Genomic DNA, 25,426 nt, shown 5'->3' on the forward strand with positions numbered 1-25,426 from the left:
CCGGGGCGGATCGGCGGAAGACGCGCCGCGTAACGACCCGGCGCTCAACGGGATGCGGCGCGGCGCTGGAAAAACCGCCGCTTCTCCACAGCTTATCAACATCCGCATCCCGTCTCTCCGCTCACCGCGGCGGATTATAGCCGCGTGGGGCGGGACGTCAAGGGGAAACAGAAAAAAGATTGCCGGCGCACATGGGATGGCGGAGGCGGACGCACGACAGCGAATAGTTTTACATTCCGATGACAACCCGCCCCGCCCGATGTGCGACGCTGTGTTCGAAAGGACGGGGGGCGGAGAGGAGGGGCGTAATGAATCGGCCGTGGTGCGGGGCGGCGGCGGCGTTGCTGTTCTGCGCCGCCGCACGCGGGGAGACGGGCCTTCCGCCCGGTGCCGCTCCCGACGGAACCGAAACGACGCCCCCGCCCGGGGCCGCGGCGATCGACCGCCCCCCGCGCGGGGAGGATGAGGGCGCGTATACGCTGCGGGACGGCGCGATCCTGCTGGAGGAGCCGCGTCCCCCGACAGGATTGAAGCCGGACCGGGGTGTCGAGGAGGGGCCGGGAGCCGCGCCCGGCGGGGAGGGGGACGTCTTCATCATCGGCTTCGGCGGCGGAAGCGCGGCGGAGGAGGATCGCGAGGTGCTGAGACTCCAGCGGGAGCTGCTCGAGAGCCAGTTGGAGATGATCCGCGCGGCGCGCCTTCTCGCCGACCGCCATCTGCGTCTCGGCAGGCGGGCCGCCCGCATCGAGGGCGGGGCGCGAAACGTGCACGCCGGGATGATCGCCTCGCGGCAGGAGATCGACCCGCTGCGGGGGGAGGGCGCGCAGATGAGCGTCCAGACGACGCTCGTGGCGGAACGCACGACGCGCACCGCCGAGGCGGTGGAGGAGATGTCGGAGGCCCTCTCGGAATGCGCGGACGCGGCGGAGGATCTGGAGATGGAGTGCCATGAGACGCGCCGGGGGTTCCGAGGGGATTGAACGGGAGAGGCCCCGGGGAGAGGGGGCGGGCATGGCGGTTCGACGACGCGTGTCGGGAGGAACGGCCATGAGACATGGAATCCGTGCGGCGCTCGGCGCGGCGTGCCTCTGGGCCGCGGCGGCATCCGCCGCCGAATCCGCCCCCGCCTCGGCGGCCCCGCCGGCGCACCGCGGCGGCGACGCGGAGACGCAGCGGGCGTTCGAGGTGGTGGAGAAACTCCTGCGGGGCGAGCGTATCGGCGAACTCGAGCTGAAGAACCTCGACGACGCGATCGTCCGGATCGAGCCGGCGGGGGGCGGCGGGGGGATCTCGGTTCCGCGTGAGAACGGCGGCGGGGCTTCGAGAAACGTCTACATCCTCCGTTTCGATTCCGCTTCGTCCGGCGAGCGGCGGATCCAGCTCCTCGGGCTGCAGCGGGAGATACTGAAGAACCAGCTCGTGCTCTTGAAGTCCCTGAGCGCCATCGCGAACTACCAGGTGAACCTCGGGACGCGGACCGCCCGTGTCGAGAACATCATGCGGGACGTGACGCTCGGGTTGAAGGACTCCGGGGTCGAGATCGGGAAGATCGCGGGCGACGTCGCCGGGGCGTCGGCGAAGATGACCGACGTCGCGAGCGCCAGCGCGGATATGGCCGAGGAGATGAAGAAGATGGCCAGGAGCATCGACGACATCGAGGGCGCCATCGACAACGTTGACTCGATGATCAGGAGGATGGCGAGCGGCATCGAGAGCCAGGCGTTCAGCGATGGGGTCGCGATGCACAGAATCGGCCACGACATCGAGTCGGGGATCGGCTCCTTGGCGGACGGTATCTTCGATGAAAGCGAGGAACGGATGGACGAACTGGATGAACGGTCTCCGGATGAATGAACGGCAGGAGGCGGCGAGGATGGCCCGGATAACGGGAATCGCGGCGGGGGCCGTATGCGTGGCCGGGGCGGTTTTCGCCGTCCCTCCCGACCCGCCCCCCGCGGAGACGGAGGCACCGGTGCGGCGGATCGTCGAGCAGGCGCTTGACCGGGGGAGCAGGGTGATCGTCAAGCGGGTCGACTACCGCGCCGGGGAGGGCGGCGAGGCGCCCGGGGTTCCGGAGGCGCCGGTGCGGAGCAGGACCTACATCGAGATCGATACGAGGCCCCCCGGCGCCGCCGGCGACCGGGAGCTGCTTGAGTCGCAGGTGCGGATCGAGGAGCGGCAGCGGGAGATCGGCGACTCCGTCGAGGCGATCGCGGCGGGACAGGAACGCGCCGCGGGGACCCTCCGTTCGGTCGAACGGCTCGGGCATGAGGTCTCCGGCGGGATGGGACGCGCTGCGGCGGAGGCCGATGCGCTCCGCGGGTCCGCGGCGGGCGCCGCCGTCCACGCGGGGGAGACGGCGGAGGCGGTCGCCGAGACGGATACGATACTGCGGCAGATCGAGATCGAGGCGAGGGAGCTCTCCGGGTCGATCGACGCGCTCTCCGACAGGATCGGGCGGGAGGGGCGGAGGGCGGGGGTCCGCGCGCCGCCGATCCTTGGGGACGCGGCCAAAGGGTCGGCGTTCCGGTTCGAGGGCGACGGAGGGACGGGGAGATGAACGGGATCCGGGCAGGCGCGGCTGCGGTCGTCTTTCTCCTGTGCGCGGGGGCGTCGTCGGCCGACGACACGATGCGGCGTTTCAGGGGGGACGCGTTGAACGACGGCGTGATCGGCGCCTATACCCTCGTCAACCGGCAGATCCTCGTCACCGACTTCATGGGGGAGATGCAGGCGAACTTCACGCCGGCGGAGCGGAAGCGGGGGCTCCGCGGGCCGTACTACTGCAAGTTCAACCTGCGGGACTCGAAACTCCGCTGCTTCGTATCGAGGTACGACTCCAAGAACTTCCCGCGGCTGATGGCACTGAAGAAGAACGAGCGGGTGAGCGTCATCGGGCGGATCGAACAGCTCGCGCCGGGGGCCCGGGGGGTGCACAATCCGTACTACATCCTGCGGATCGGCCGGATCCGGCAGGGGTGGCTGCTCGAGGAGGACCAGGAGATCTTCGCGGACCTCGACGAGGCCGTCGCCTGCACGGATGTTTCGCCGCAGGAGATCGCGGCGCGCCCGGAGGAGTACGCGGGCGAGTACCTGCGGGTCAGGGACGGTTTCTCGATCCCCTCGACGCTCTTCACCGGCCTTGAGCGCGACCTCAACCTGGATCCCCGACGCGCGCTGAAGTTCTACCTCGAGAACTTCGCGACGCCCTGCTACCTCTTGAACACCCCGGAAAACAAAAAAGTTCTCGAGGCGCTCGCCTCCGGCGACCGGGTGACCGTCTCGGGGCGGCTCAACTGCATCCCCGCGGCGGACGACGTCCTGTACCTGTTCTCGGTGCGCGAGATCAGACCGGGGTGGTGAGTTGTCGCACGGCGGGGACGCTACCCGCGCGCGTGTTTGCGGACGACCTTGCAGATGCCCCTGCCGAGCCGCGCCAGCAGGCGCTGGAACGACCGGTCTCCGCGGAGGAGGGCGAAATCGTCGTCCCGCACGAGGTGCGCGAGGTCCCGGTAGCCGAGCTCTATCGACCGTTCGAGACTCTCGAGCGCCTCCTTCTTGCGGGAGGTCAGGCAGTAACTGCAGGCGAGATTGTAGTGGACGATCGGGTCGTTCGGGCACAGCGCGCTGAGCCGCCGGTCGATCTCGAGCCCCTCCGCGTAGAGTCCCTTGCGCGTGTAGGCCTCCCCGAGGAGCATCAGCGCATCGACATATGCGGGCGCATGCGCTACAATACCCCCGTAGAATTCGATCTCGAAGTCGAGGCAGGCCCCTTCGCCCGGGGGCGCGGGACCGCGGCGTGCGATGTCTCTCACGACCACCTCCAGATTGATGGTTAGCACGGATCGGGGGCGATGTCAAGGAGACGGGGCGGGCCGGGTGCCGGGAGCGTTTCCATGACGCCGCTCGAGTCCTATCTTGCTTCACAGCGGCAACGGTTCCTCGGCGAACTGAAGTCGCTCTGCCGCATCCCCTCCACCGAACACGACCCCCGCGCGCTCAGGGAGGCGGCCGCCGCGGTCGCCGGCTTCCTCGACGCGGCGGGGGCGCGGGCGCGCGTCATCCCGGTCAGCGGCGCCCCGCCGATCGTCTACGCGGAGGCGGGGGAGGGCCCCAGGACCCTCCTCGTCTACAACCACTACGACGTGCAGCCGGCCGATCCGCTCGAACTGTGGCGGAGCCCCCCGTTCGACCCGCAGGTCCGCGGCGGGCGCCTCTACTGCCGCGGCGCGAGCGACAACAAGGGGAATCTGATGGCGCGCGTCCACGCCGTGCGCGCCTGCCTGGCGCTCGCGGGCCGGCTCCCCCTCAAGGTGAAGTTCATCGTCGAGGGGGAGGAGGAGACCGGCTCGGCGCACCTCCGCGGATTCATCCGGGCGCACGCGCGGATGCTCCGCGCCGACGGCTGCCTCTGGGAACTCTCCTGGAAGGATCCGGGCGGGCGCCCGATTCTGAGCTGTGGCGTCAAGGGGCTCTGCTACGTCGAGCTGCGGGTTCGCGGCGCGCGCCACGACCTGCACTCCTCCTACGCGAGCATCGTGCCCAACCCCGCCTGGCGGCTCGTCTGGGCGCTCGCGAGCCTCCTCGATCCCAGCTACCGCATCACCCTCGACGGCTGGACGGACGAGGCGCGCCCCCCCGGCGAGTCGGTGCTGCGCGCGCTCCGGAAGGTTCCGTTCGACGCGGCGGGGTTCCTGAAGACGCACGGGCTCACACGGTTCATCCGCGCCTTCTCCGGCGAGGAGATCCCCCGGGAGTTCCTCGCCGCGCCCACCTGCACGATCTGCGGGCTCAACGCCGGCTACACGGGCGAAGGGTCCAAGACGGTGCTTCCGGCCGGCGCCTCCGCGAAGCTGGACTTCCGCCTCGTCCCCGGGATGACCCCGGAGAAGCTGCTGCGCGCCCTGCGGCGGCACCTCGACCGGCGCGGCTTCGGCGACATCGAGATCCTCCGGCTCGGCGGCTTCTTGCCCGCCGCGACGGACTGCGGCGACCCGGTCGTCACGGCGGGGCGCGACGCCTGCCGCGAGGCCTCCGGCCGCGAGCCGATCCTGTACCCGGTGGCGCCGTGGAGCGGGCCGGTCCACGACGTTTGCGCGGCGCTCCGCATCCCGGCGGTCTCGTTCGGCGTCGGGAACGCGGATTCGTGCGATCACGCCCCGAACGAGAACATCCTGATCGACGACTATTTCGAGGGGATACGCTGCATGGAGTCGTTCATGCGGCGCTACGCGGAGACCGGCGCGCGCCGGGGGGCCGCGGTGATCGGCCGCCGGCGGCGGGTCAGTTGTCCTGGACGTTCCGCGGCGGGCGGGCGATCAGCTCGCGGATGATACGCGCCTGCCGCACCTGCTCCTCGAGCAGGCGGGTCAGGCGGTCGTACCGTTCCGGGAGGTCGATGGTCTCGAGCAGGCGCTGCTTGGCGTGCGGGTCGACGTCGAGGCCCGCGGAGATGAGGTCGGCGGCGGCCCCGGGGTCGGGCAGCCCCTCGACGCGCGCGAGGAAGTTCCGCGCCGTCTCGTCGGCATCGCCGGCGAGCTGGCGGAACAGGGCGACGGTGCGCCGGCGGGCGGCGTCCAGGAACCCCGGCGCGACCGGGGCCGGGGCGAGCGGTTCGATCTCCGCGACCGGGTAGGGGCGCCGCTGCGTGTAGCGGCGGATCGCCACGCGTGCGACGCCGCCGAGGAATATCCGCGAGGTGGCGTCCGGCATCCGCAGCACCGTCGCCACGCGTCCGAGCCCCGCGACGGTGTAGGCCGGGGCGTCAAGGAGGCTCTTGGGCGACCCTTTCCGCAGCAGCACCACGGTGATGAAGCCGCCGCCCAGGAGGCAGTCGTCGAGCATCAGGCGGTAGTGCGGCTCGAAGATCTGGAGCGGGAGGAGGGTGTTGGGGAAGAGGACCGAGCAGGGGAGGGCGAAGACGGCGCTCCTGGCGGGCATCGTGTCGTGCGGCATCTCCGGCATCGTGCGCCTCCCCTGATCCACTATACACCATGCGCCGGCGGAGTCAAACCGCGCGCGGCGCGGTGCCGCGGCGCGGCGGAAGCCGAGGGGGTGCGTCGGGTACAGCCGCCGGCCGGTGTGCCGCGTCTCCCTCGCCGTCTCCCGGCTCTCCCCGGCATCCGCCGGGATCTCGAAAGGAGGTCTGCCATGCCGACGCTCACCTTTCTCGGGCACTCGGCCTTCACCCTGGAGTCGACGAAGGCGCGCCTTGTCATCGACCCGTTTCTGAGCGGCAACCCGCTCGCGCGGCTGAAGCCGGAGGCGCTCGCCGCCGACTACGTCCTGCTCACGCACGGGCATCCCGACCATGTCGGGGACGGGCTCGCGATCGCCCGCCGCACCGGCGCGACGATCATCGCCCCGTTTGAACTGGCCGTCTGGTGCCAGGGGCAGGGGGCGGCGGTCCACCCGATGCACATCGGCGGGGCGCACGACTTCCCGTTCGGCCGCGTGAAGCTCACCATCGCGGTCCACGGGTCGGGCTACCCGACCGAGCAGGGGATCCTGTACATGGGGAACCCGTGCGGTTTCCTGGTCACGGCGGAGGGGAAGACCGTCTACCACGCCGGCGACACCGGCCTCTTCTACGACATGAAGCTGATCGGGGAGATGCACCGGATAGACGCCGCCCTGCTTCCGATCGGCGGCAACTTCACGATGGACGCCGCCGACGCCGCGAAGGCGGCGGAGCTGCTCGGGGCCGCGTTGAGCATCCCGATGCACTACGACACCTTCGACCTGATACGGGCGAATCCCGCGGAGTTCGTCCGCGACGCCTCCGCGAAGGGGCTGCGGGCGAAGGTCCTCGCGGCGGGGGAGTCGCTCGCGCTGTAGCCGGATGGACGCCTCGCCCACAAAGTCCGTGACACCGCCCGCGCGCGTGGATTACAATGGCCCGACAGTACGGGGGGAGACGACGATGAGGGAAGGGAATGGACCGGTTGCGCTGCTGCTTGTGCTCGACGCCGTTGGCGTGACGACGCTCGACTACCTGTTGGGGAAGAGCGCCCGGCGGGTCTCGCTGCCGAACCTCGCGGCGCTGGGACTCGGGAACATCCTCGACGGCAGGTTCCGCGGGGAGGTCCCTCCGAACCCCCGCGCGCAGTTCTCCCGCGCCGTCTCGCAGGCGTCCGCCTACCCCGACAGCACGATCGGGCACCGCGAGATGGTGGGGGTGATCGACCGGCGGACCTACCGGCTGTTCCCCGACGGATTCCCCGGTGAGTTCGTGGAGGCCCTCGAGAAAAGGATCGGCAGGAGGGTGCTCTTCAACCGGATGGCCGGGGGGATGGAGGCGATCGAGGAGAACCGCGAGGAGCACGAGCGCACCGGCCGGCCGATCCTCTACGCGAGCAAGTGCGACCCGGTCCTCCAGCTCGGGATGAACGAGACGGTCATCGCGGTCCCCGAGCAGCACCGGATCGTGGATGCGGCGTTCGCCCTCGCCCGGCAGATGGACGTGAACATCACCCGCGTCATCGGCCGCTCCTACGTCATGAAGGACGGGGCGGTCTTCCGGACCCCCAATCGGCACGACTGCACCCTCCCGCTGGAGCAGCCCACGCTCGTCGAGATCGCCGCCCGCCGCGGCGTCCGGACGGTGAGCGTGGGGAAGACGGCGGAGCTCGTGGGGGCGGAATTCGACGAGAAGATAAAACTCACGGATCCGGCCTCGCTCGATCCCGCCTGCGGCTGCCGGTTCGTGGACGCGAAGCGGCGGGACGCGAACCCGTTCTCGATCCAGGGCGCCGTGAACGCGCTCGACGCGGCCCGACGAGAGCGGCGCCCCGCGGGGAGCTTCATCTTCGTCAACCTCGTGGACGCCGACAGTCTGTTCGGCCACACGCGCGACGTCGACGGGGCGCTCCGCGCGGTCGAGGAGTTCGACCGCCAGCTCCCCCGGCTGACGGCGCTCCTGGCGCCCGGCGACCTCGTCATCGTCACCGCGGATCACGGGATGGAGCACCGTCCCGATTACGGCTACCACAGTCTCGAGCCGCTGCCGATGCTCGTCGAGCGCGTCGAGATGCCGTTCAAATTCTCCCTCTTCAAAAAGGAGACGCTCGCGCTCGCGGGCTACCTCGTCGCGCAGCTGTTCGGCTGCGCGGAGGAGTACGTGAAGACCTGCGGGCTCGGGGCGTTCGAACGCGACTGACGGTCGCGTGCATTGTGCGGGCGCAACTAAGGAGGTGCGTGATGATCCATGGTGCCGTTCGCGTCCTTGCGGCCGGGGCGCTCTGCGTGCCCGCCCTCGCCTTCGCCCAGCCGCGGGTGAAGGGGGCGGAGGGCGTGGCCAAAGCGGAGGCCATCATCGAGGCCGGGAAGGTGGCGCCGGCGGAGTTCAGCAAGGCAGCCGAGGTCATCAAGGCCGGGAACGAGGCGCTCCAGAAGGGCGATGAGGCGAACGCCTACTGCTACTTCGAGGAAGGGGTGATGCGGCTCAACGAGCTCAAGAGCAGGTTCCCCGACTGGGAGCGGGACACGGTGATGAAGCAGATCGTGAACACGCTCGAGGTGAAGAACAAGCTCGTCGCCACCACCTGCCAGAACCTGGAGGAGATGAAGGAGGCCCGCTTCCGCTTCGAGGTCTGGCAGCGCCAGGTCGTGATGCTCAGGAAGCTCGACCTCATCCAGGAGCAGCTCAACCGGATGGAGAAGCTCCAGGACAAGCACGACGAGTACATAAAGGATATCAGGGACACGCTGCGGCGCTAGCCGGTACGCGGTCCCTCCCCGCGCAGCGCCCCCCGCCGCGGGCGTGGGGCGCGCGTGTCCGCTCTCCGCCCCGCGTGCAGCCCCCCGCCTCCGCCGCGACACCGCGGCCGCCTCCTACCGGTTCGCCGACGCGGCGATGCGGCTCCACAGCCTGAAGACCGGGCCCCCAACCCGTGAGCAGGGGATGGTGAGCCGGCGGATCGACAACAGGCTCGAGGTCGGGGGGCGGCTCGCCGCCGCATCGGAGAAACCGAGGGAGCGGACGGAGGCCCGCGTTTGTCGCGAGGGCCGGGAGCGGCGGACCAGGATCCTCGGGGCGCGCAAGGCCCTCCAGGAACAGGCCGATTGGATCGAGAAGGCCCGGGGCGGCGACGGCACACAGATCAAGGAGACGCGAGAGGCGATGCGCCGCTCCCCGCGGCGGTCGGGCGCGCGTGGCGGGGTCTGAGCGCCTCCCGGATCCTCCGCAGCGCCGGCGAGCGGCGCAGCCGCTGCCGCAGGCGGCCCCGTTCGAGGCGGAGGGCCGTTTTCAGCAGGTCCCCGCGCCGGCGCCTGGTCCACGCCTGTCCGGTGCAGCTCCTGCACATCGCCGGAAGGTCCCCCTCCAGCAGCGCGCGGCGGAGCGCCCGGTACGCGTCGCCGCGCCAGATCTCCTCGAACGGCTGCCGTGTCAGGTCGCCGAACGGAACGGGGCAGGAGCAGCAGGGAAAGACCTCCCCGGTGGTCGCGATCACCGCGCGATCCCACGGGAAGACGCACTCCCTCAGGAGGCGCCGTTCGGCCTCTCCGGCGGAGGCGCCCGCGGGGGCCTCCGCCGAGAACTGATCGGGCGGGAAGAGTTCTATCGCCACGCCGAGCCGCCGCGCCTCGAGGCGGGCGGCCTCGAGCATCCGGCGCCCCAGCGCGCGGTGCGCGCCCGCCGCCACCGATTTTCCCTTCACCGCCTCGTATTCTCCCATCGCCTGCAGGACCACGGTACCCACCCCCAGGGAACGGGCGAGGCGCACGAATTCCGGGAACTCGGCGATCGTGTCGGTCATCCCGAGGAAGAGGAGTTTGAGCGCCGGCAGCCGTCTCCCCGACCGCTCCCTGTGCCGGACGACCGCGCGCACCCCCTCGAGCACCTGCGCGAGCTCCCCGCCCCGGCGCACCCGCCGGTAGGTCTCCGGGCGCGCCGCGTCGATCGAGATCTCGAGGCGGTCGAGCTTGAGCGCCACGAGGCGCTCGGCGACGGCGTCGGTGATCAGGGTCCCGTTGCTGACCGTGTGCACGCCGATGTACCGCCGCTTGAGGCGCGCGAGGATGTCGAGGTAGAGGTCGGGGAAGAGGAACGCCTCGCCCCAGAGGCCGCTCAGATCGGCGCCGTCCACGGCGCCGAGGATCGGCTCGAGGCGTTCGACGACCTCCGGGGAGATGACGCGGTCGGGGGCGGTGTTCACGAAGCCCGCCGTCTTCGGGCACATCACGCAGCGCAGGTTGCAGCGGGAGGTGACCTCGATGGAGAGGATGCGGGGGAGCGGGACGAACCGTCCGGCGAGGTGGCGTTTCAGCATGGCGGTCTCCCGCCGTCCGCTGTCTGCCCGGCCGCGGACGCCTAGTTGCTCCCCTCGAGCAGGAGGTCGTGTGCGCCGTCCACCGTCTTGCGTATCTGCCTGCCGGTGTTATGGCAGCCGGCGGCGCACAAGGCGGCGAGCAGCGCGGCGGCGATCAGTGCCCTTCGCATCGGTTCACCCCGTGATTGTTCAGCGTCTCCGAGAACGCGGTTTCTTCGCGGGTGCATCCCTGTCGTCGGCCCCGTCGCGTCGCTCCGCCTTCGTGATCGTGGAGGCATCGAGGGCCACGTCGAGCAGGTGCGAGTCGGCGGAATCAACGCCGATCGAGAGGACCTTGACCGTCATCAGGTCGGGCGAGTTCTCGATGCGGTACAGGTACCCGACGAGCCTGGCGAGGGGGACCCGTTTGAGCGTGACCCTGGCCGTCTCCTCCTGGAATCCTCCCTCCAGCGGTTTCTTCTCCATCTGGATCGCCTCGGTGGAGAGCCCCTCCTCCCGCGCGATCTCGCTCAGGGAGACGTACGGGTTGAATTCGTTCGTGCGCTGGGCGAGCCGGGCCCGGATGTCGCCGATCTCCCGGTCCAGGGCGCCGAAACGGGCGGCGCTGCGGCGCGCGAGGCGCACATCCCGCCGCATTGCGGGCGTCTCCGTGCGTATCCGGTCGTAGTAGCCCAGAAGCGGGCTCACGGCGAACTGGATGAGGAGAAACAGGGCGATTGCGACCGCGGCGGCGGCGATGAGCTTCTTCTCGCGCGGGGCGAGCTTCTTCATCGCGCCGCCGCCTTTCGTATCGTCGCCATGAGCTTGAACTTCTGCTTGGCGCCGCTGGCGGTGGTGGAGGGGACATCCACCGACTCGAAGTAGGGCGACGTCTTGAGCGCCATCTTGATCTTGTCCGCGTCGCCGGCGTTGTCGATGAGGCCGGTCATCTCCACCTCCTCCTGCCCGATCGTGAGGTCGGTGACCCACGCCTTCAGATCGGGCGGGATGCGCTCGCTGATCTCCCGCAGGATCTCGAGCGAGGAGACCCCCGTCGGGGCGAGGGAGAAGAAGCTCTTGTGGGCCTCGCGGTACTGTCTGATCCTCTTCTCCATCTCGTCGGCGACGGCGGCGGGCCCGACTGCGGGGCCGTCGGGGAACGTCTTGCGGTAGATGCGTTCGAGCTCGCCCGCGAGCGCGGCGTGCTCCTGCCGCACCGCGGTGAACGAGGCGGCGAAGCGCCAGCCCGCCACCCCGGCGAGGAGGAGGAGGAGGAGCGCCGCGACGGCGAGCGGGCGCCCGGCCCTGCCCAGCCCCCCGCCCCAGGAGAACTCCTCCCTGCGGAGGTTCACCTGCGCCTTCTCGAACCCGAGGCCCTGCACGGCGAGGCCCGCGGCGACCGCCGCCGGGCACATCTCCTCGTCGGGCGGCGATCCCGCGAAAGGCGAGAGGGAGGAGAGGTAGTCAGCGCGGCAGTTGAACTCCTTCGCGAAGAGTTCGCGCGACCCCCGGAGCAGCGCCCCGCCCCCGGAGAGAAGGACGCGCGACACCTCCGAGCCGGTCAAGGTCGCGGAGATGGAGCGGAGGCTGCGGTCGATCTCGCGATTGAGGCGCGTGAGCACCGGGTTGATCGCCTTCTGCATCCTTGCCTCCGCCGGCGGCGTGTCCGCCCCCGGCAGCGCCCCCCCGCGCTCCCTCTTCAGCGCCTCGGCGGCGGAGAAGTCGAGTGTGCACTCGTTCTGGATCGCCTCGGTGACGTCGTCCCCGCCGACGTTGATGTTCCTGGCGAGCAGCACCGTCGTTCCCCGGACGATGACCAGCAGCGTTTTCGTCGCTCCGATGTCGACGAGCATCGCCAGTTCGTCCGCCGGGACGTCCCCCGCCCTGAGGAGGTAGTTGTTGGCCAGGGCGAGCGCGTCGAGGCCGACGATCTCCGGGTCGACCCCCCCGTCGGCGAGGATCTGGAGGTGCCGGGCGACCAGCTCCTTCTTGGCCGCGATGATGAGGACGGGGGTCCTGTTCTCCTCGGCGGCCCGTGTTTCGTGGAAGTCGACCAGCACCTCCTCGATGGGGAACGGGATGAGCGGCTCGGCCTGGAACCGTATCACCTGGCGGATCTTGCTTGTCCCGCGGAACGGGACGACCGTGTTGCGCACGAGGGCCGAGTAGAGAGGGAACGCGCTGACGAACCTGTCCGCGCGGATCCGGTGCTCCTTCAACAGCGCCGCGACCGCCGCCGAGAGGGCCTCGAGGGAGGGACGCGCCGCCGTCTCGCGCGGGATCGCGGCCGTGTAGACGCCGGTGATCACCGCGCGCCGCCCCTTCCGCCGCATCGACACCGCCTTGATGCCGTTGGTCCCGAGGTCGATGCCAAGCGGCATCCGGGCGCCTCCGCCCGACAGCCATTCCATTATCCGCGCCTTCACCGGTCCACTCCCCAGAACAGCACCCGCGTCACCGCATCGTCGTCGCGCCGGACGTACGCGCGCAGCTGCGCGACCGAATCGTTCACCTGTCCGCGGGAGATGATCTGCACGCAGTCGCTCCCGACGCCGATCTTGGCCCTGAAGCTCGCGGGCACGTGCTCTCCCATCTTCTCCGCGAACTCCGCCAGATCCTTGAAATAGTCCCTGCGGGTGTGGGCGACGATATCCCTGACGAGGGACTCGTTCTCCTCCGGGAGAAGCGCCGCGAGCACCTCCGGCGGGGCGGTGTTCACGTTCACCTTGCTTCCGGAGAAGACCGTGAGACAGTCCTGAAGGCCGGTCCCGCCCCGCCGCGGCCCCCTCCGCTCCATCTCCGCGCCGAGGTCGACCGTCTCCGGCCTGCCGGGGCCGAAGAACAGGTCCCCGGTGACGCCCTTGATCATCAGGAGTTCGGAGAGCACGTCGAGAGGGGCGTTTTTCGGAGGCGGTCCGTCGTCGTAGGCGTCGTCCTCCCAGTCGCCGTCGTCGTTGGAATCCATCCAGTCGACGATGGCGGCGGTCACCTTCTCCTCGTCGACGCTGCGGACGTCGAGGCTTTTGATGAGCTTCATGATATCCTTCTCGGCGTTCTTGTCAACAACATAGCGCACCGGCTCCGGCGTCGGCGTCCCCTCCGCCTGCTCCGCCGCCTCCTCGCCGGTTTTGTCCGGGTCCTTCTGTCCCCAGGCCCGCGGCGGCGGCTTCGGCGTCGCCTCCGGGGGAGGGCAGTCCTCGCACGGGGTCGGCGTGGGGGTGGCGGCGCGCGGCATCGGCCGCTGCTCCTTGACGAGCGTGTTGACGTTGAACTTGCCGCTCTCGTCGACGACCTTGAGCGTGAGGGATCCATCCCCGAACGGTTCCTGGACCCGCTCCCGCGCCCACTCCTCGCCGTAATGGTCCGGGAACGGGACGTCGCGCAGGACGCCGCCCGGGGAGCGTCTCCCCGCCGTCACCTGCTCGATGAAGGAGCTCCCCGTCTCCGACGGCCGTCCCTTCTCCTCGTCCTCGCGCTCCTTCTCCTCCAGTTCGCGCAGGCGGTCGTCGCGGAGCAGGGCGACCGTCTCATGGACCCCGGCCAGGGCGATGCCGAGGGCCAGCAGGTCGTCGCGGCATGTCGAGGCGATATGGTGCTCGACGCGTGTCGCGTAGTTGAACTCCAGCGCCAGGACGGTGAAGAGCGTGACGATGAAGAGCACCATGATGAGGATGACGCCCCGTTCGCCGCGCCTGGTATGCGTTGCATCGGGCATAAGGTCGTCCCTGTCGGCGTCCTGTCTCAGTCCGGTCTCGGCGTGGGCGTGAGCGTCGTCCCCGGGGCGGGCGTGGGCGTGGGCTCCTCTTCCTCCTCCCAGCTCCCGCCGAGGGGGATCGATGTCTCGGTGCGGAACGTGCTAAGGCGCACCGCCTCTTCGCCCGCTTCGCCGCCGCCTTCCCGCCCGGTCGCCATCGTGAGTGTCACGCGGACGGCGCGGGGGAGGGAGTCGTCCACGCGCGAATCCCACGACGCAACCCACCCGCCGTCGCCGAGGTACTCGAGGTCGAAACCCGCGACCCCCTCGCCGATCGCCCTCGTCTCGCCGCCGGAGAACGGATCCTCGTCGAGGGACGGGTCCTCCCGGCGCAGCAGGTACCCCTCGGGGTCGAGGGAGTAGGCCACCTCGGAGAGGACGCTCTCGCGCGCGTCCCTCTCCGAGCGCAGGTGCGTGGCGGCGATGAAGGTCACCGAGTCCGCGCCGGGCGCATCCCCGCCGTCGTCGCCCACGAAGACGAGGTACTCCTTTCCGCCCCGCAGGAAGGCGCAGGAGAAATCGCCGGATATGCGGTCGAGCATCAGCCGCGCCATCGTCGTCTGCTCCATATCCTCCTGGGACGCATAGATGATCCGCAGGGCGCCGCGGTAGGATGCGTAGATGACCCCGGCCACGATGCTGGTGATGAGGATCGCCACCAGCACCTCGGCGATCGTGAACCCGGAAGAGGGGCCGAAGGGGAGGCGGGGACGCCTGCGGCCGGGCGCGCACCGGGCGCGCGCGGCCCCTCCGGCGTCTGGGCGGGTCATGCTTGAACGGTGCCGCATCGTCTCCTCCGGATCCCGGACGGCGCGCCGATGCGCCATCCTTCAGCCCGCCGCCTCCGCCAACTCCTCCTCCTCGATCTCCTCCTCCCCCGGGTCCGCCACGCAGCTGGTGACGGTGACCCCCCCGATCGCCGGCGCGTCGCCGTCGCCGCCGGCGGGGATGAGCGCGACCTGGACCGTCACCTCGCGGAGCCCCTCAAGGGCGGTCTCGCGCACGGTGACGAGGTAGCCGTACCCCTCGAGGTCGCCGAAGGTCCCCTCCTCCTCGCCCGGGGGGGGGAACTCCCCCGAGAGGATCTCGGCGAGCTTCTGTCGGGCGAGGAGGGTCGAGACGGTCGTCGCCTTGGCCTCGGCGTAGGTGCGGGTGCTCGCGGCCTGCGTCGCGAGGAGGGCGCCCATCGCGATGGCGACGATCACCGTCGCCACCATCACCTCGACCAGCGTGAACCCCCCGGTGCGGCGCGCGGCCGATCGCATCATAGCCCCCCGAATGTGCGCGCCGTCGACTCGTCGTCGTACACGGCGGTCCGGCCCCCGTACGGCTTCAAATGGATCGAGCAGGACCGGCGCCGGGCCTGGTCGCCGAGACGGAGAACCGCCTCCTCGTTTTCGCCGCGGGCGAAGAAGCCGATGCGCCGCGTGCCGCGCGACCGCCCTCCCCCCCTCCCCACCACCTCCACGCCGCGTATGAGGATCCCCGGGGCGAGGAGGTGCGGGCGGGCGAGGGCGGTGGAGAGCTCCGCCTGCCTGCGCCCGCCCTCGTCGACGGTGACCCAGTAGCTGTCCCCCCCGACGTCGAGGTTCAGGTAGTGCGCCCTGCCGGTCCGGGCCGCCTCGCTGCTCAGGTAGCGCGCGGCCGCGGCGAGCCGGCGCGCCTCGCTGCGCAGCCCGCCGCGCGTGAGCATCCCCCCGTAGCGCGGGAGCGCGATCGCGACGACAAGCGCCACGATCAGCAGCGCCACCGCGAGCTCGATGAGGGTGAAGCCGCGCCTAGCGGAGGTAGTTCGCGATATCGTCATCGCCGCCGATGGAGCCGTCCGGTCCCCCCGACACGATGTCGAAGTCCTTGTTGTGCGAGCCGGGGAAGGCGTAGGTGTACGGATTCCCCCACGGATCCTTCGGCACCTCGTCGAGGTAGTCGGGGACGAGCGCCTCGAGCGAGGACGGGTAGACCGAGTTGTTCTCGAGGTAGTAGTGCTGGAGCGCCTGCTCGAAGTTCGCGATCTGCACCTTCGCGGTTTGGATCTTCGCGGGCTTGATGCGGCGCATCACCTTCGGGGCGACGAGCCCCACGAGAAGGCCGAGGATCACCATCACCACCAACAGCTCGATGAGCGTGAAGCCGTTCCTGCGTTGCGTCATCGCGCACCTCCTTGGACTTGAAGCCGCCCCGCGTCTGCGGCGGCGGTCACTGCACCATCTGGTTCATCTCGAAGATCGGCATCAGGATCGCGAAGACGATGAATCCCACGACCCCCCCGAGGGCGATGATCATCGCGGGCTCCAGGAGCGACACGAGGGCCACGACGGAGTTCTCCACCTCCCCGTCGTAAGAGTCGGCGACGTTCTGGAGCATCTCCTCGAGGCGGCCGCTCGTCTCGCCGACGGCGATCATGTGCGTCACGATCGGGGGGAACACCCCGCTGGCGGCGAGCGGCTCCGCGATCGACTTGCCGGCCCCCACCGCCTCGCCTGCGCCGTCGAGCGCGCGCGCAAGCACCTCGTTGCCGACGACCTCGCGGACGATCCCCATCGCCTTGAGGATCGGGACGCCGCTCGCGGTCAGGATCGAGAGGGTGCGGGCGAGGCGCGAGACGGCCATCTTGCGCGTGAGGGGGCCGAAGACGGGGAGGCGGAGCTTCAGCCGGTCGGCGAAGAGGCGCGCGGCCGGGCGGCGCACGATCCGCCTGAAGAGGAAGACGGCCCCCGCCCCGGCGGCGGCGAGCGCCCACCAGTAGCCCTTCATGAAGCCGCTCACCGCCAGCAGGGCGAGCGTCGGCCCCGGGAGCTGCTGCTTGGTTTCCACGAAGACCTTGGTGATCGTCGGGACCACGAAGGCGAGGAGGATCCCCACCGCCAGCACGCCGATCACCGCCATGAAGATCGGGTAGACCATCGCCGAGCGCACCTTGTTCTGCAGGGCGAGGCTCTTCTCGTTGAAGACCGCCAGCCGATCGAGGATGACGTCGAGGGCGCCCGCGGACTCGCCCGCCCGCACCATGTTCACATACAGGGGGGTGAAGATCTTCGGGTGCTTCCCCAGGGCGTCGGCGAGCCCCACGCCGCGGTTCACCGCCTCGCGGACCTCGATGATGGCGGGCCTGAAGGGGCTGTCGCCGAGCTGTTCCTCGATGGCCTGGAGGGAGCGGACGAGCGGCAGCCCGGCCTTGAGGAGCGTGGCGAGCTGCCGGGTGACCACGGCGATCTCGCGCGTTCCGACGCGCCTGAAGAGCGCCTTCAGGTTCACCTGCGTGCTGAGGCTGATCCCCTTCTCCGTCTCGCGCACCTCGACGGCGAAGAGCCCCTGGGCGCGCAGGCGGGCGCGGGCGTCGCGGGCGGAGTCGGCGTCGATCACCCCGGCCGCCGACTTCCCCCCTTCGTCGAGCGCCTTGTACTTGAATGCGGGCACGGGCCTACCGTTTCTGGTTGCTCGTCTCTCGTTGGCAAAGGAGAGGGGCTCAGACCTCGAAGACCTCCTCCTGGGTGATGCGCAAAACCTCCTCGATCGTCGTGATCCCCTTGGCGACCTTCTGCGCCCCGTCGCCCCTGAGGGTGAGCATCCCCTTTCCGAGCGCCGTCTTCTTGATGACGTTGGAGGAGATCCGGTCGAGCACGAGCTGGCGTATCTCGTCGTCGATGACGAGGAGCTCGAAGATCCCGCTCCTGCCGCGGTAGCCGGTCCCCATGCAATGGTCGCATCCCTTCCCGCGGGAGACGGTGCCGTCGGGAAGGTCCGCGGGGGAGAGGCCGAGCGCCCGCAGCGTCTCGGGCGGGGGGACGTAGCGCTCCCGGCACTTGGGGCAGATCACCCGCACGAGCCGCTGGGCCATGATGGCGATGACCGAGGAGGAGACGAGGAACGGCTCGACCCCCATGTCGATGAGGCGGGTGATCGCCCCCGCGGCGTCGTTCGTGTGGAGGGTCGAGAAGACGAGGTGGCCGGTGAGCGAGGCCTGGATGGCGATCTCGGCGGTCTCCAGGTCGCGGATCTCCCCCACCATGATCACGTCGGGGTCCTGCCGGAGTATATGGCGGAGGCCGCTCGCGAAGGTCAGGTTGATCTTCGGCTTCACGTGGATCTGGCCGATCCCCGGTATCTGATACTCGACCGGATCCTCGATGGTGAGGATGTTCCGGTCCTCGGTGTTGATCCTGCTGAGGGCGCCGTAGAGGGTCGTGGACTTGCCGCTCCCGGTGGGGCCGGTGACGAGGATGATCCCGTACGGCAGCGCGATGAGGCGGCTGAACCGCTCGAGCTTGTCGGGGCTGAACCCCATCTCCTCGAGGCCGTAGAACATCGCGCCGCGGTCGAGGAGCCGCATCACCACGCGCTCGCCGTGCACGATCGGGATGGTGGAGACGCGCAGGTCGATCTCGCGGTCGGGCATCTTGATCTTGATCCTGCCGTCCTGGGGGAGTCGTTTCTCGGCGATATTCATGTTGGACATGATCTTCACGCGGGAGATGATCGCCGACTGGTAGCGCTTCGGGGGGCTCAGGGTGTTGTGGAGCACGCCGTCGATCCGGAAGCGTATCTTCAGCTCCTTCTCGTACGGCTCGATGTGGATATCGCTCGCCCGCGATTTGGCGGCCTGGTAGATCATCAGGTTGACGAGCTTGATGACCGGGGCCTTGTCGTCGAGGTCCATCAGGTCCTCGGCCGCCTGCTCGGAGAGGTCGAAGACCCTCTCCCCCCCCGCCTCCTTCTCGGCCCCCATGTCCTCGATGAGTTCCTCCGCGGCGCTCTCGGCGTGCATGTAGACGGTGTTGATCAGGTGGCTGATCTCGGCCGCCCTGGCGATCGCCACGTGCGTCTCGCACTCGAGGATGAGCCCGATGTCGTCGAGCGGCTGGGTGTTGAGCGGGTCGGCGGTCGCCACGACGACCGCGTCGCCCTCGCGCCGGAGCGGGACGATCTGGTGCGCCTGGGCGAAGGTGCGCGGGACGCGCCCGATGAGCTCGCGGTCGGCGCTCTCGGGGGGGAGGGATTTCAGGAACGGGAGGCCGAACTGCTCGCTCAGGGCCTGGAGGAGGTCGTCCTCCTTGATGTAGGAGAGGGCGATCAGGATGTCGCCGAGCCGCTTGTCGGAGTTCTCCTGCTTGGCGAGCCCCTCGTCGAGCTGGTCGGGGGTGAGGCAGCCGTTCTTCAGGAGTATCTGCCCGATGAGTTTCCTGCTCGTCGCCGACATCGCCCCCCCCTCCGCGGCCCGCGCACGCCGCCTAGATCCCGTACGGTCTCGCCGATTCGCCCGCGGGCGGCATCTGCTTCACCGGCTCGTCCTTCACCGACTGCATGAACATCTCCAGGAGGCGGACCGGCTGGCCGTGCGCCTCCTCGAGGAACTCGTCGCCGCGGTCGCGCGTCTTCTGCGTCACCATCGCGAGCTCGGTCGGGTTGCGCACGATGCGCGGGGTGATGAAGATCATCAGGTTGATCTTCTGCATCGAGTTCTTGCGGAACCTTGCCAGGAGCCCGGCGATCGGGATGTCGCCGAGGATCGGGACCTTCGACTCCTGCGTGGAGTAGGAGTCGCCGATCATCCCGCTGATCACCACCGTGTGGCCGTCCTTGACGTTGATCACCGTGTTGGTCTTGCGCTTGATCGTCGCCGGGGTCAGCGGTCCCTGGATGTCGGCGAGCGACACGCCGACGAGCTGCTCGATCGACTGGTCCACCTCGAGGCGGACGAACCGGTCCTTGCTGATATGCGGGATCAGCTTGATCTTCGTCCCGACGTCGCGGTAGTCGATCTGCTGGATCGTGTCGGTGCCGGTGGTGCCGGAGCCGGTGGTGAGGGTCGAGCTGAGGACCGGGATGTTGTCGACGACCTCGAGCGACACCTCCTCGTTGTCGGAGGTGAGCACCTGCGGGGCGGCGAGGACGTTGATCTCGGTGTCGGCCTCGAGGGCGCTGAGGAGCACGCCGAAGGGGCCGAAGAAGTTCTTGTCGCTGTCGGGGGAGAAGACGAACCCGTAGTTGAGCCCGCTTCCCGCGCTGATCGGGTACCCCTTCTCGAGGTCGTTGATGATCAGGTTGCGGAGCGACGGGTCGAATTCGGTGCCACCCCAGTTCTGCGTGTTGTCCCATCCCTTCTGCTGGCCGGAGGTGGGGTTCCAGTTGATCGTGCTCAGGGTCTGCGTCTGGAATTCGGCCGAGAGGGAGCGGGCCAGGTTCACCTCCGTGATGATGACCTCCACCATCACCTGGTCGCGGGGGATGTCGAGGTCCTCGACGATGCGCTGGAGGAGGTCGTAGTCCTGCGGCGAGGCGTCGATCACGATCGCGTTGATGGCGGGGAAGCTGGTCACGGTGATCGGCGGCATCCCCTCGCCGGTGCGGCTCGCGGTGAGGGAGGTGAGGACGTTCGCGATGTCGTCGGAGTTGGAGTAGGAGAGCCGTTTCACGCGAACCCGGGTCTTGCTCTCGGGGGTCTGGCGGTCGAGCTCCTCGACGAGGGCGAGTACGCGCTCGGTGTCGTCGGGGCTCGCCACGATGATCAACGCGTTGGTACGCTCGTCGGCGAAGACGCGGATCGCGTCGTCGCCTCCCGCGGGGGCGGCGGGCTGCGCCGGTCGCCGCCCCGGGCGGCGGGCGGGCGCGGGGCGCCCCGCCGCCGCGCCGCGCCCCTGGATGATGCTGAGGACCTCCTCGGCCATGATCGACGCCGCGGCGTACTGGAGCGGCACCACCGTGATGGTGGATTCGAGTCCGGGGACGTCCACCTCCTTGACGATCTTCATCAAACGGTCGATGTTCGAGGCGGAGTCCGAGACGATCAGGATGTTCCCGGGGGGGTAGGCGATCACGCTCGCGTTCTTGCCCGCCAGCGCCTGCGCGAGGCCCTTCACTTCCTCGAGCGCGGCGTACTGGAGGGGGATGAGCTGCGTCACGAACGCCTCGTCGGGGACTCGCTCCCGCAGCCCCTCCTCGGTTTCGAACTCCACCGGGCTCTTCACCGCCTCCTGCCGGGGAACGATCTTGATGATGTCGCCGACCGGAACGGCCGCGAGACCGCGGACCTCGAGGATCGATTCGAGGATCTTCGGGAGCCCCTCCACGGGGATCTTCATCGGGGACATCACGGAGACGTTGCCGCGGACCTGGTCGCTCAGGAGGAAGTTCTTGCCCATCAGATCGCTGAAGAGCTTGATCACCGTCTTGATCTCGACGTTGTCGAGGTCGAGCTGCACCAGCGCGGATTCGTCTTCCGCGCCGCCGTCCGCGAGCGGTTCCGCGGCGAGCGGGTTCGCGGCGAGCGCCGCGCACGCGGCGGCGAGAAGAAGCAGTGCCTTCATCGGTTGTCCCTCGCGGTGTCGTTCCAGGATCATCGGCGGATCGTCCGCTCCCCCGTCCCCTGCGGGATCGTCTTGAGCTCGGGGGGGTAGCTCTCCAGCGATTCGCTGGTTCCCTGGCGGTCTATGACGACGCGGTTCCTGATGATCTCGACGATCTTCGCCCCGCCCGTGTCGGGGATCACGTCGTTCTTGACGTACGTCTCCGTCTTCCGGGTCTTCTTGTTGTAGATGATCGCCCGCACGATCTTGTCGCGCGGAGAGACGGTGGTCCCCTGCAGTTGGAGCTCCATCGGCGGCAGCGGGACGGGTGTCGGGGGGATCGGGGTCGGCTCGGGCGGCCTGGCGACGACGTCCTTGTTCCTGAAGATGTCCGCCTGTTCGATCACCCCGTAGTCGCCGCGCGGACGGCGCGCCGCCGCCCCGCCTCCGCCCGGAACGGCGGCCGGCTCCTCCGCGCGCTTGGCGGGGATAGGCGCGGGCGGCGGGGAGACGAAGGCGCCCCAGCAGGCCCAGACGAGGGCGAGGGCGAGGGCGATATTCACAAAGTGGATCGGTCTCGGGGCGATCACCGCGCCCCCTCCTTCTCCAGCCGCCCCGGCAGGTCGGCCCGCTTGATCTCCCGCCCCAGCATCCGCCCCTCGGCGGCGAGGCGCGACGGGGGCCACTCGTCGATCGCCCGCGCGAGGCGCGCCGCGTCCGCGGCGAGCGCCCGCCGCCCGGCGGCGAGGTTCTCCGCCGAGGAGAGGCGTTCAGCCCTCGAGAGGAGCCGCCGCGTCTCGACGCGCCTCTTCACCCCGAGCCAGCACGCTTCGTCGCCGGCCTCGGCGCAGCGCAGCGTCTCCGCCACGACCGCCCGAAGGTCGCGGAGGAACGGCTCGACGTCCCCCCCCCGGGCGAAGGTGCCGCCCATCTCCTCGACCGCGAGTCCCGCGTCGCGACGGGCGGCTCCGGGGCCGAACGCGAAGCGGAGGACCGCGATGCAGACGAGACAGGCCGCCGCCGCGCCGGCAAGGAGACGGGGGCTGAAGAAGCGGCCTGCCCGATCCGGGGACGCCGCCGATCCCCGGGACGCCTCCGCCGCCTCGCGGACGCCCGCCCACACCCGCGCGCCCGGTTCCGCGCGCGGAAGGGCCCGGAGCGCCGCGCAGAGTTCCTCGGCCTTGCCGGCGGCCCGTCTGCAGCGCGGACACCCAGCCGTGTGGCGGCGAACCTCCTCCGCCTCGCCCTCCGCAAGCTCGCCGAGCGCGCAGGACAGCAGTATATCAAAATCGAGCGGACAGTTCATATCCGCATCCCCTCTCGCGGCGCGAGTCGCGCCCGTATCAGTGGAACTCGGCGAGTCTGTCGCGCAGCGCCCGCACGCCGGCGTGGAGGCGGGACTGCACGGTGCCCATGGGGATGCCGAGCACCCCCGCGATCTCCGCGTACGGCATCGACTCGAGGAAACGGAGCGCGACGACCTCCCGCTGCTCGTGGGGGAGCGCGGCAACCTCCGCGACGAGCCGGTCGCGGAACTCGCGGCCCGCGGCATCCGCCCGCGGAGAGGCCGTGCGGGCAACCGGCTCCGCCGCCCCGAAGACGCCCTCCGCCCGGAAACCGAGCCGTCTCCGCCGCCCCGCTTTCCTGATCTCGTCGCGGCAGAGGTTCGCCGTGATCGCGTAGGCCCAGGCCGAGAAACGTTTCCCCGGGTCGAAGTCGCCCGCGTGCCGGTGTATCCTGATGAACGCCTCCTGGAGCACGTCTTCCGCCAGGGCGCGGTCCCCCACGGCGTACAGCGCGTAGGTCATCAGGCGAGTCCGGTACCGGTCGTACAGCTCCCGCAGGGCGCCGACGTTTCCCGCCGCCGTGTCCGCGAGCAGTCCCTCGTCAGTTCTGTCCATTGGATGGTACGTGTGAGGCCGGGATTTGTTCGCCGCGGCCCGCCCGGCGGGCCTCGAGCGCGGCGAGTTTCCTCCGCGCGCTTCCGTGGGAGGGGTCGATCAGGAGCGCCTCCTCCAGGAGCAGGATCGCCCCGTCGACGTCGCCGCCCCGCTCGCGGAGCAGGGCGAGGTTGAAGCGGGCGGCGAACGAATCCGGGGAGAGGAGGCGCGCCTGCCCGTACGCGGCGGCCGCCCCCGCTTCGTCCCCCTCCCGCTCGCACAGCACGCCGAGGTTGGACTGGTAGTCGGCGGAGCGTGGATCGATCCTCGCCGCCTCCTCCAGCTCGCGCCGGGCGGCTGCGGCGTCCCCCGACGAGAGGAGGGCGAGACCGAGCGCCTCGCGGGCGCAGGCGTTTAGGGGGGCGATCCGGAGCGCCACACGGGCCTCCCGGACCGCCCCGGCGAAATCGCCGCGGAGGCGGAAGATCTCCGAGAGGTTGATGCGGGGCTCGGCGTAGGTGCGGCTCATCGCGGCCGCCACGCGGAACTCCCCCTCCGCCGCGGCGAGGTCGCCGTCCTGCGCCGCCATCACCCCGAGGAAGGTATGCGCCTCGGGGAGGCGCGGGCGTCGGGCGAGGGCGTCGCGGAAGAGGCCGCGCGCGCGATCCCTCTCCCCGACCCTGAAGAGGAACTCGCCGAGGCGGAGCTCGGCGAGGGGGAACGGGCCGCGGGACGGGATTCCCGGGAGCGGGCAGGAGGAGGGATCGATGCGCGGGAAACGCGGCAGCGCGCCGTGCGGCAGGAAGACGACGCTGCGGTCGTCCGCGTAGACCGGCCGCCAGCGCGGACTGCGCCAGAGCGCGGGGAGGAGCGCCTTGACGTCGCGGGAGGTGTGCGTGAAGAGGAGCGCCTCGACGCCGTACTCGTCCGCGAGCGCGTCGAGGGAGCGAAGATCGCCCATCGCGTCGAGGTAGCGCCTGAGGAGCGACTCCCCGTAGACGAGGTTCCGGCCGTCGATGAAGATGGCGCGCCGCGGATGTTGGACGCTCGCGACGTAGCTCCCGATCTCGTAGTTGCAGAAGAGGTTGCCGCCCGCCCCGGCGGCGTCGAGGAACGCCAGCGCCTCGTCAGGGTAGGCGATCTCGGATTTCCCGAGGCCGAACCGCTTCAGGCTGCGCTGGCGGAAGTAGAGGCCCCCGGTCACCGCGTCGCGGGAGAGGGCGACGAGCGCCGCCGCGAGGGCCGCGGTCCACACGCCGGCGAGGAGAAACGAGAGGCGGGGGGCGCGTCGCCGGAGTCGGGTCCACAGGCAGCCGAGGTTGTAGGCGAGCCCGGGGGCGACGAGGACGGCGAAGAGGGGGAGGTGGCGCCTCGATTTCAGGGAGAGCGCCGCGAAGAGGACCGCGATCGCGAGGTGCGCCGGACGGATCCGGAACGCGTTGAGGAGGAAGGCGGCCGCCGTGGCGGCGGCGGCGATCTTGAAGAAGAAAAACGAGGAGGGGGAGGGGAACGCCGCCGACGGCGGCGTCCATGGGATGACGGTTTCGCCGAAGAGCGGCGTGCCGACCTGGCGCCACGGCTGGACGAGGACCGCGGGGCCGTACGGAGTCGCGAAACAGGCGAGGAGGCATGCCGCGAACAGCGCGGCGTGCCGCCGCCGTTCCCCGCGGGGGGCGAGCCGCCCGTCGGCCCAGTAGAGGAGGACGAGCAGGGGGCCGAGGGGGAAGGAGGGGTGCATGTTGACCCAGAGCGCCTGGAGGGGGACGAGGATCCACGGCGTTGTGCCATGCCGGTCGAGGGAGGCGACGAAGACCGCCGCGAGGAGGAGGGCGAACAGCTGCGGCTTCATTAGGAAGCCGTCCTGGGCGACGAGGAGGGCGAGGGCGAGCACCCCGCACACGAGCGGGGGAGGGGCGTCGCGGCGGCAGGCGCGGTAGAGGCCGGCGAAGATGCTCGTGACGAGCGCGAGGCGGAGGAGGCAGAGGCCCGCCGCGCCGCCCGCCCGCCAGGCGATCCAGAGGGCGGCCTGCGCGAGCCAGTGCACGTCCACCCACGGGCGTCCCGCGGCGCTGTAGGAGAAGCTGTCGAAACGCGGGAGTTCGAAGAGGCGGCAGATCCGCTCCCCGACGCGCAGGTAGAGCCACAGATCGGTGTCGATGAGCCGAAAGCAGCCGAGGGCGGCGACGGCGGCGAAGAGGAGGGCGACGGGAACGGAGGCGACGAGCCGCTTCATTAGACAATAATTGTAGCACAGGGCAG

General features: G+C 70.1%; 25 protein-coding genes and 1 pseudogene. 9 read left to right on the forward strand and 17 right to left on the reverse strand.

The window, feature by feature from the left end; genetic code table 11:
• Nucleotides 1-308: 308 nt before the first annotated feature.
• From GXY35_07065 to GXY35_07080, 4 genes are all read left to right on the forward strand, one after another.
• Nucleotides 309-980, forward strand: coding sequence for a hypothetical protein (locus GXY35_07065; GenBank protein ID NLW94333.1), 672 nt, complete (start codon nt 309-311; stop codon nt 978-980).
• A gap of 67 nt (nt 981-1,047) precedes the next feature.
• Nucleotides 1,048-1,854, forward strand: coding sequence for a hypothetical protein (locus tag GXY35_07070; GenBank protein NLW94334.1), 807 nt, complete (start codon nt 1,048-1,050; stop codon nt 1,852-1,854).
• Nucleotides 1,847-2,560 (forward strand): hypothetical protein, encoded by a 714-nt coding sequence (locus GXY35_07075; protein ID NLW94335.1) that lies wholly within the window; start codon nt 1,847-1,849, stop codon nt 2,558-2,560. Before GXY35_07070 ends, GXY35_07075 begins: the two co-directional genes overlap by 8 nt.
• A complete protein-coding gene (locus tag GXY35_07080) occupies nt 2,557-3,363 on the forward strand; it encodes a hypothetical protein (protein NLW94336.1) in 807 nt (268 codons plus the stop codon). The genes GXY35_07075 and GXY35_07080 overlap by 4 nt, the downstream gene beginning before the upstream one ends.
• A 20-nt stretch (nt 3,364-3,383) precedes the next feature.
• On the opposite strand, the gene GXY35_07085 is transcribed toward GXY35_07080, so the two are convergent.
• The gene (locus tag GXY35_07085) at nt 3,384-3,815 is read right to left on the reverse strand and encodes a hypothetical protein (GenBank protein NLW94337.1); all 432 of its coding nucleotides are present in this window, start codon (nt 3,813-3,815) and stop codon (nt 3,384-3,386) included.
• Nucleotides 3,816-3,896: 81 nt separating this feature from the next.
• Between GXY35_07085 and GXY35_07090 the strand changes: the two genes are divergently transcribed.
• The gene (locus GXY35_07090) at nt 3,897-5,333 is read left to right on the forward strand and encodes a M20/M25/M40 family metallo-hydrolase (protein NLW94338.1); all 1,437 of its coding nucleotides are present in this window, start codon (nt 3,897-3,899) and stop codon (nt 5,331-5,333) included.
• Here the strand turns inward: GXY35_07090 and GXY35_07095 are convergent.
• On the reverse strand, nt 5,284-5,964 hold the full coding sequence (locus tag GXY35_07095) for an LON peptidase substrate-binding domain-containing protein (protein NLW94339.1): 681 nt from the start codon (nt 5,962-5,964) through the stop codon (nt 5,284-5,286). The two genes, GXY35_07090 and GXY35_07095, sit on opposite strands and share 50 nt — an antisense overlap.
• A 186-nt stretch (nt 5,965-6,150) precedes the next feature.
• Here GXY35_07095 and GXY35_07100 point away from each other — a divergent pair, with 186 nt between their 5' ends.
• From GXY35_07100 to GXY35_07115, 4 genes are all read left to right on the forward strand, one after another.
• On the forward strand, nt 6,151-6,837 hold the full coding sequence (locus GXY35_07100; protein NLW94340.1) for a metal-dependent hydrolase: 687 nt from the start codon (nt 6,151-6,153) through the stop codon (nt 6,835-6,837).
• An 85-nt stretch (nt 6,838-6,922) separates the two neighbouring features.
• The gene (locus tag GXY35_07105) at nt 6,923-8,158 is read left to right on the forward strand and encodes a hypothetical protein (GenBank protein NLW94341.1); all 1,236 of its coding nucleotides are present in this window, start codon (nt 6,923-6,925) and stop codon (nt 8,156-8,158) included.
• 41 nt (nt 8,159-8,199) lie between these two features.
• Nucleotides 8,200-8,718 carry a hypothetical protein gene (locus tag GXY35_07110; protein NLW94342.1) on the forward strand — a complete coding sequence of 173 codons (519 nt, stop codon included), beginning with the start codon at nt 8,200-8,202 and terminating at the stop codon, nt 8,716-8,718.
• Between the two features lie 43 nt (nt 8,719-8,761).
• A complete protein-coding gene (locus tag GXY35_07115; GenBank protein NLW94343.1) occupies nt 8,762-9,166 on the forward strand; it encodes a hypothetical protein in 405 nt (134 codons plus the stop codon).
• On the opposite strand, the gene GXY35_07120 is transcribed toward GXY35_07115, so the two are convergent.
• The 15 genes and pseudogenes from GXY35_07120 to GXY35_07190 all read right to left on the reverse strand — a co-directional run bounded on the left by GXY35_07120 (nt 9,102) and on the right by GXY35_07190 (nt 25,400).
• Nucleotides 9,102-10,271, reverse strand: a complete 1,170-nt coding sequence (locus GXY35_07120; GenBank protein ID NLW94344.1) for a radical SAM protein — start codon at nt 10,269-10,271, stop codon at nt 9,102-9,104. The genes GXY35_07115 and GXY35_07120 overlap by 65 nt on opposite strands.
• A 189-nt stretch (nt 10,272-10,460) precedes the next feature.
• A complete protein-coding gene (locus tag GXY35_07125) occupies nt 10,461-11,042 on the reverse strand; it encodes a hypothetical protein (GenBank protein NLW94345.1) in 582 nt (193 codons plus the stop codon).
• Nucleotides 11,039-12,676 (reverse strand): type IV pilus assembly protein PilM, encoded by a 1,638-nt coding sequence (gene pilM / locus GXY35_07130; protein ID NLW94346.1) that lies wholly within the window; start codon nt 12,674-12,676, stop codon nt 11,039-11,041. The genes GXY35_07125 and pilM overlap by 4 nt, the downstream gene beginning before the upstream one ends.
• The gene (locus GXY35_07135; GenBank protein NLW94347.1) at nt 12,673-13,965 is read right to left on the reverse strand and encodes a general secretion pathway protein GspK; all 1,293 of its coding nucleotides are present in this window, start codon (nt 13,963-13,965) and stop codon (nt 12,673-12,675) included. The genes pilM and GXY35_07135 overlap by 4 nt, the downstream gene beginning before the upstream one ends.
• Before the next feature lie 26 nt (nt 13,966-13,991).
• Nucleotides 13,992-14,792: a prepilin-type N-terminal cleavage/methylation domain-containing protein gene (locus GXY35_07140; protein NLW94348.1), complete on the reverse strand. Its 801-nt coding sequence runs from the start codon at nt 14,790-14,792 to the stop codon at nt 13,992-13,994.
• Nucleotides 14,793-14,834: 42 nt separating this feature from the next.
• A complete protein-coding gene (locus GXY35_07145) occupies nt 14,835-15,272 on the reverse strand; it encodes a prepilin-type N-terminal cleavage/methylation domain-containing protein (GenBank protein NLW94349.1) in 438 nt (145 codons plus the stop codon).
• 431 nt (nt 15,273-15,703) lie between these two features.
• A pseudogene (locus tag GXY35_07150) lies at nt 15,704-15,811 on the reverse strand (prepilin-type N-terminal cleavage/methylation domain-containing protein).
• Nucleotides 15,783-16,154, reverse strand: a complete 372-nt coding sequence (gene gspG, locus GXY35_07155; protein ID NLW94350.1) for a type II secretion system major pseudopilin GspG — start codon at nt 16,152-16,154, stop codon at nt 15,783-15,785. Before gspG ends, GXY35_07150 begins: the two are co-directional and overlap by 29 nt.
• Before the next feature lie 46 nt (nt 16,155-16,200).
• The gene (gene gspF / locus GXY35_07160; GenBank protein ID NLW94351.1) at nt 16,201-17,421 is read right to left on the reverse strand and encodes a type II secretion system inner membrane protein GspF; all 1,221 of its coding nucleotides are present in this window, start codon (nt 17,419-17,421) and stop codon (nt 16,201-16,203) included.
• 49 nt (nt 17,422-17,470) lie between these two features.
• The gene (gene gspE / locus GXY35_07165) at nt 17,471-19,201 is read right to left on the reverse strand and encodes a type II secretion system ATPase GspE (GenBank protein NLW94352.1); all 1,731 of its coding nucleotides are present in this window, start codon (nt 19,199-19,201) and stop codon (nt 17,471-17,473) included.
• 31 nt (nt 19,202-19,232) lie between these two features.
• Nucleotides 19,233-21,308: a hypothetical protein gene (locus GXY35_07170; protein ID NLW94353.1), complete on the reverse strand. Its 2,076-nt coding sequence runs from the start codon at nt 21,306-21,308 to the stop codon at nt 19,233-19,235.
• A gap of 29 nt (nt 21,309-21,337) precedes the next feature.
• Nucleotides 21,338-21,877: a hypothetical protein gene (locus GXY35_07175; protein NLW94354.1), complete on the reverse strand. Its 540-nt coding sequence runs from the start codon at nt 21,875-21,877 to the stop codon at nt 21,338-21,340.
• A complete protein-coding gene (locus GXY35_07180) occupies nt 21,874-22,593 on the reverse strand; it encodes a hypothetical protein (GenBank protein ID NLW94355.1) in 720 nt (239 codons plus the stop codon). The genes GXY35_07175 and GXY35_07180 overlap by 4 nt, the downstream gene beginning before the upstream one ends.
• 37 nt (nt 22,594-22,630) lie before the next feature.
• A complete protein-coding gene (locus GXY35_07185) occupies nt 22,631-23,188 on the reverse strand; it encodes a sigma-70 family RNA polymerase sigma factor (GenBank protein NLW94356.1) in 558 nt (185 codons plus the stop codon).
• The gene (locus tag GXY35_07190) at nt 23,175-25,400 is read right to left on the reverse strand and encodes a tetratricopeptide repeat protein (protein ID NLW94357.1); all 2,226 of its coding nucleotides are present in this window, start codon (nt 25,398-25,400) and stop codon (nt 23,175-23,177) included. The genes GXY35_07185 and GXY35_07190 overlap by 14 nt, the downstream gene beginning before the upstream one ends.
• Nucleotides 25,401-25,426: the final 26 nt, after the last annotated feature.

This window comes from Chlamydiota bacterium, assembly GCA_012729785.1.
In the GTDB taxonomy this organism is placed as follows: domain Bacteria; phylum Auribacterota; class Tritonobacteria; order UBA1439; family UBA1439; genus UBA1439.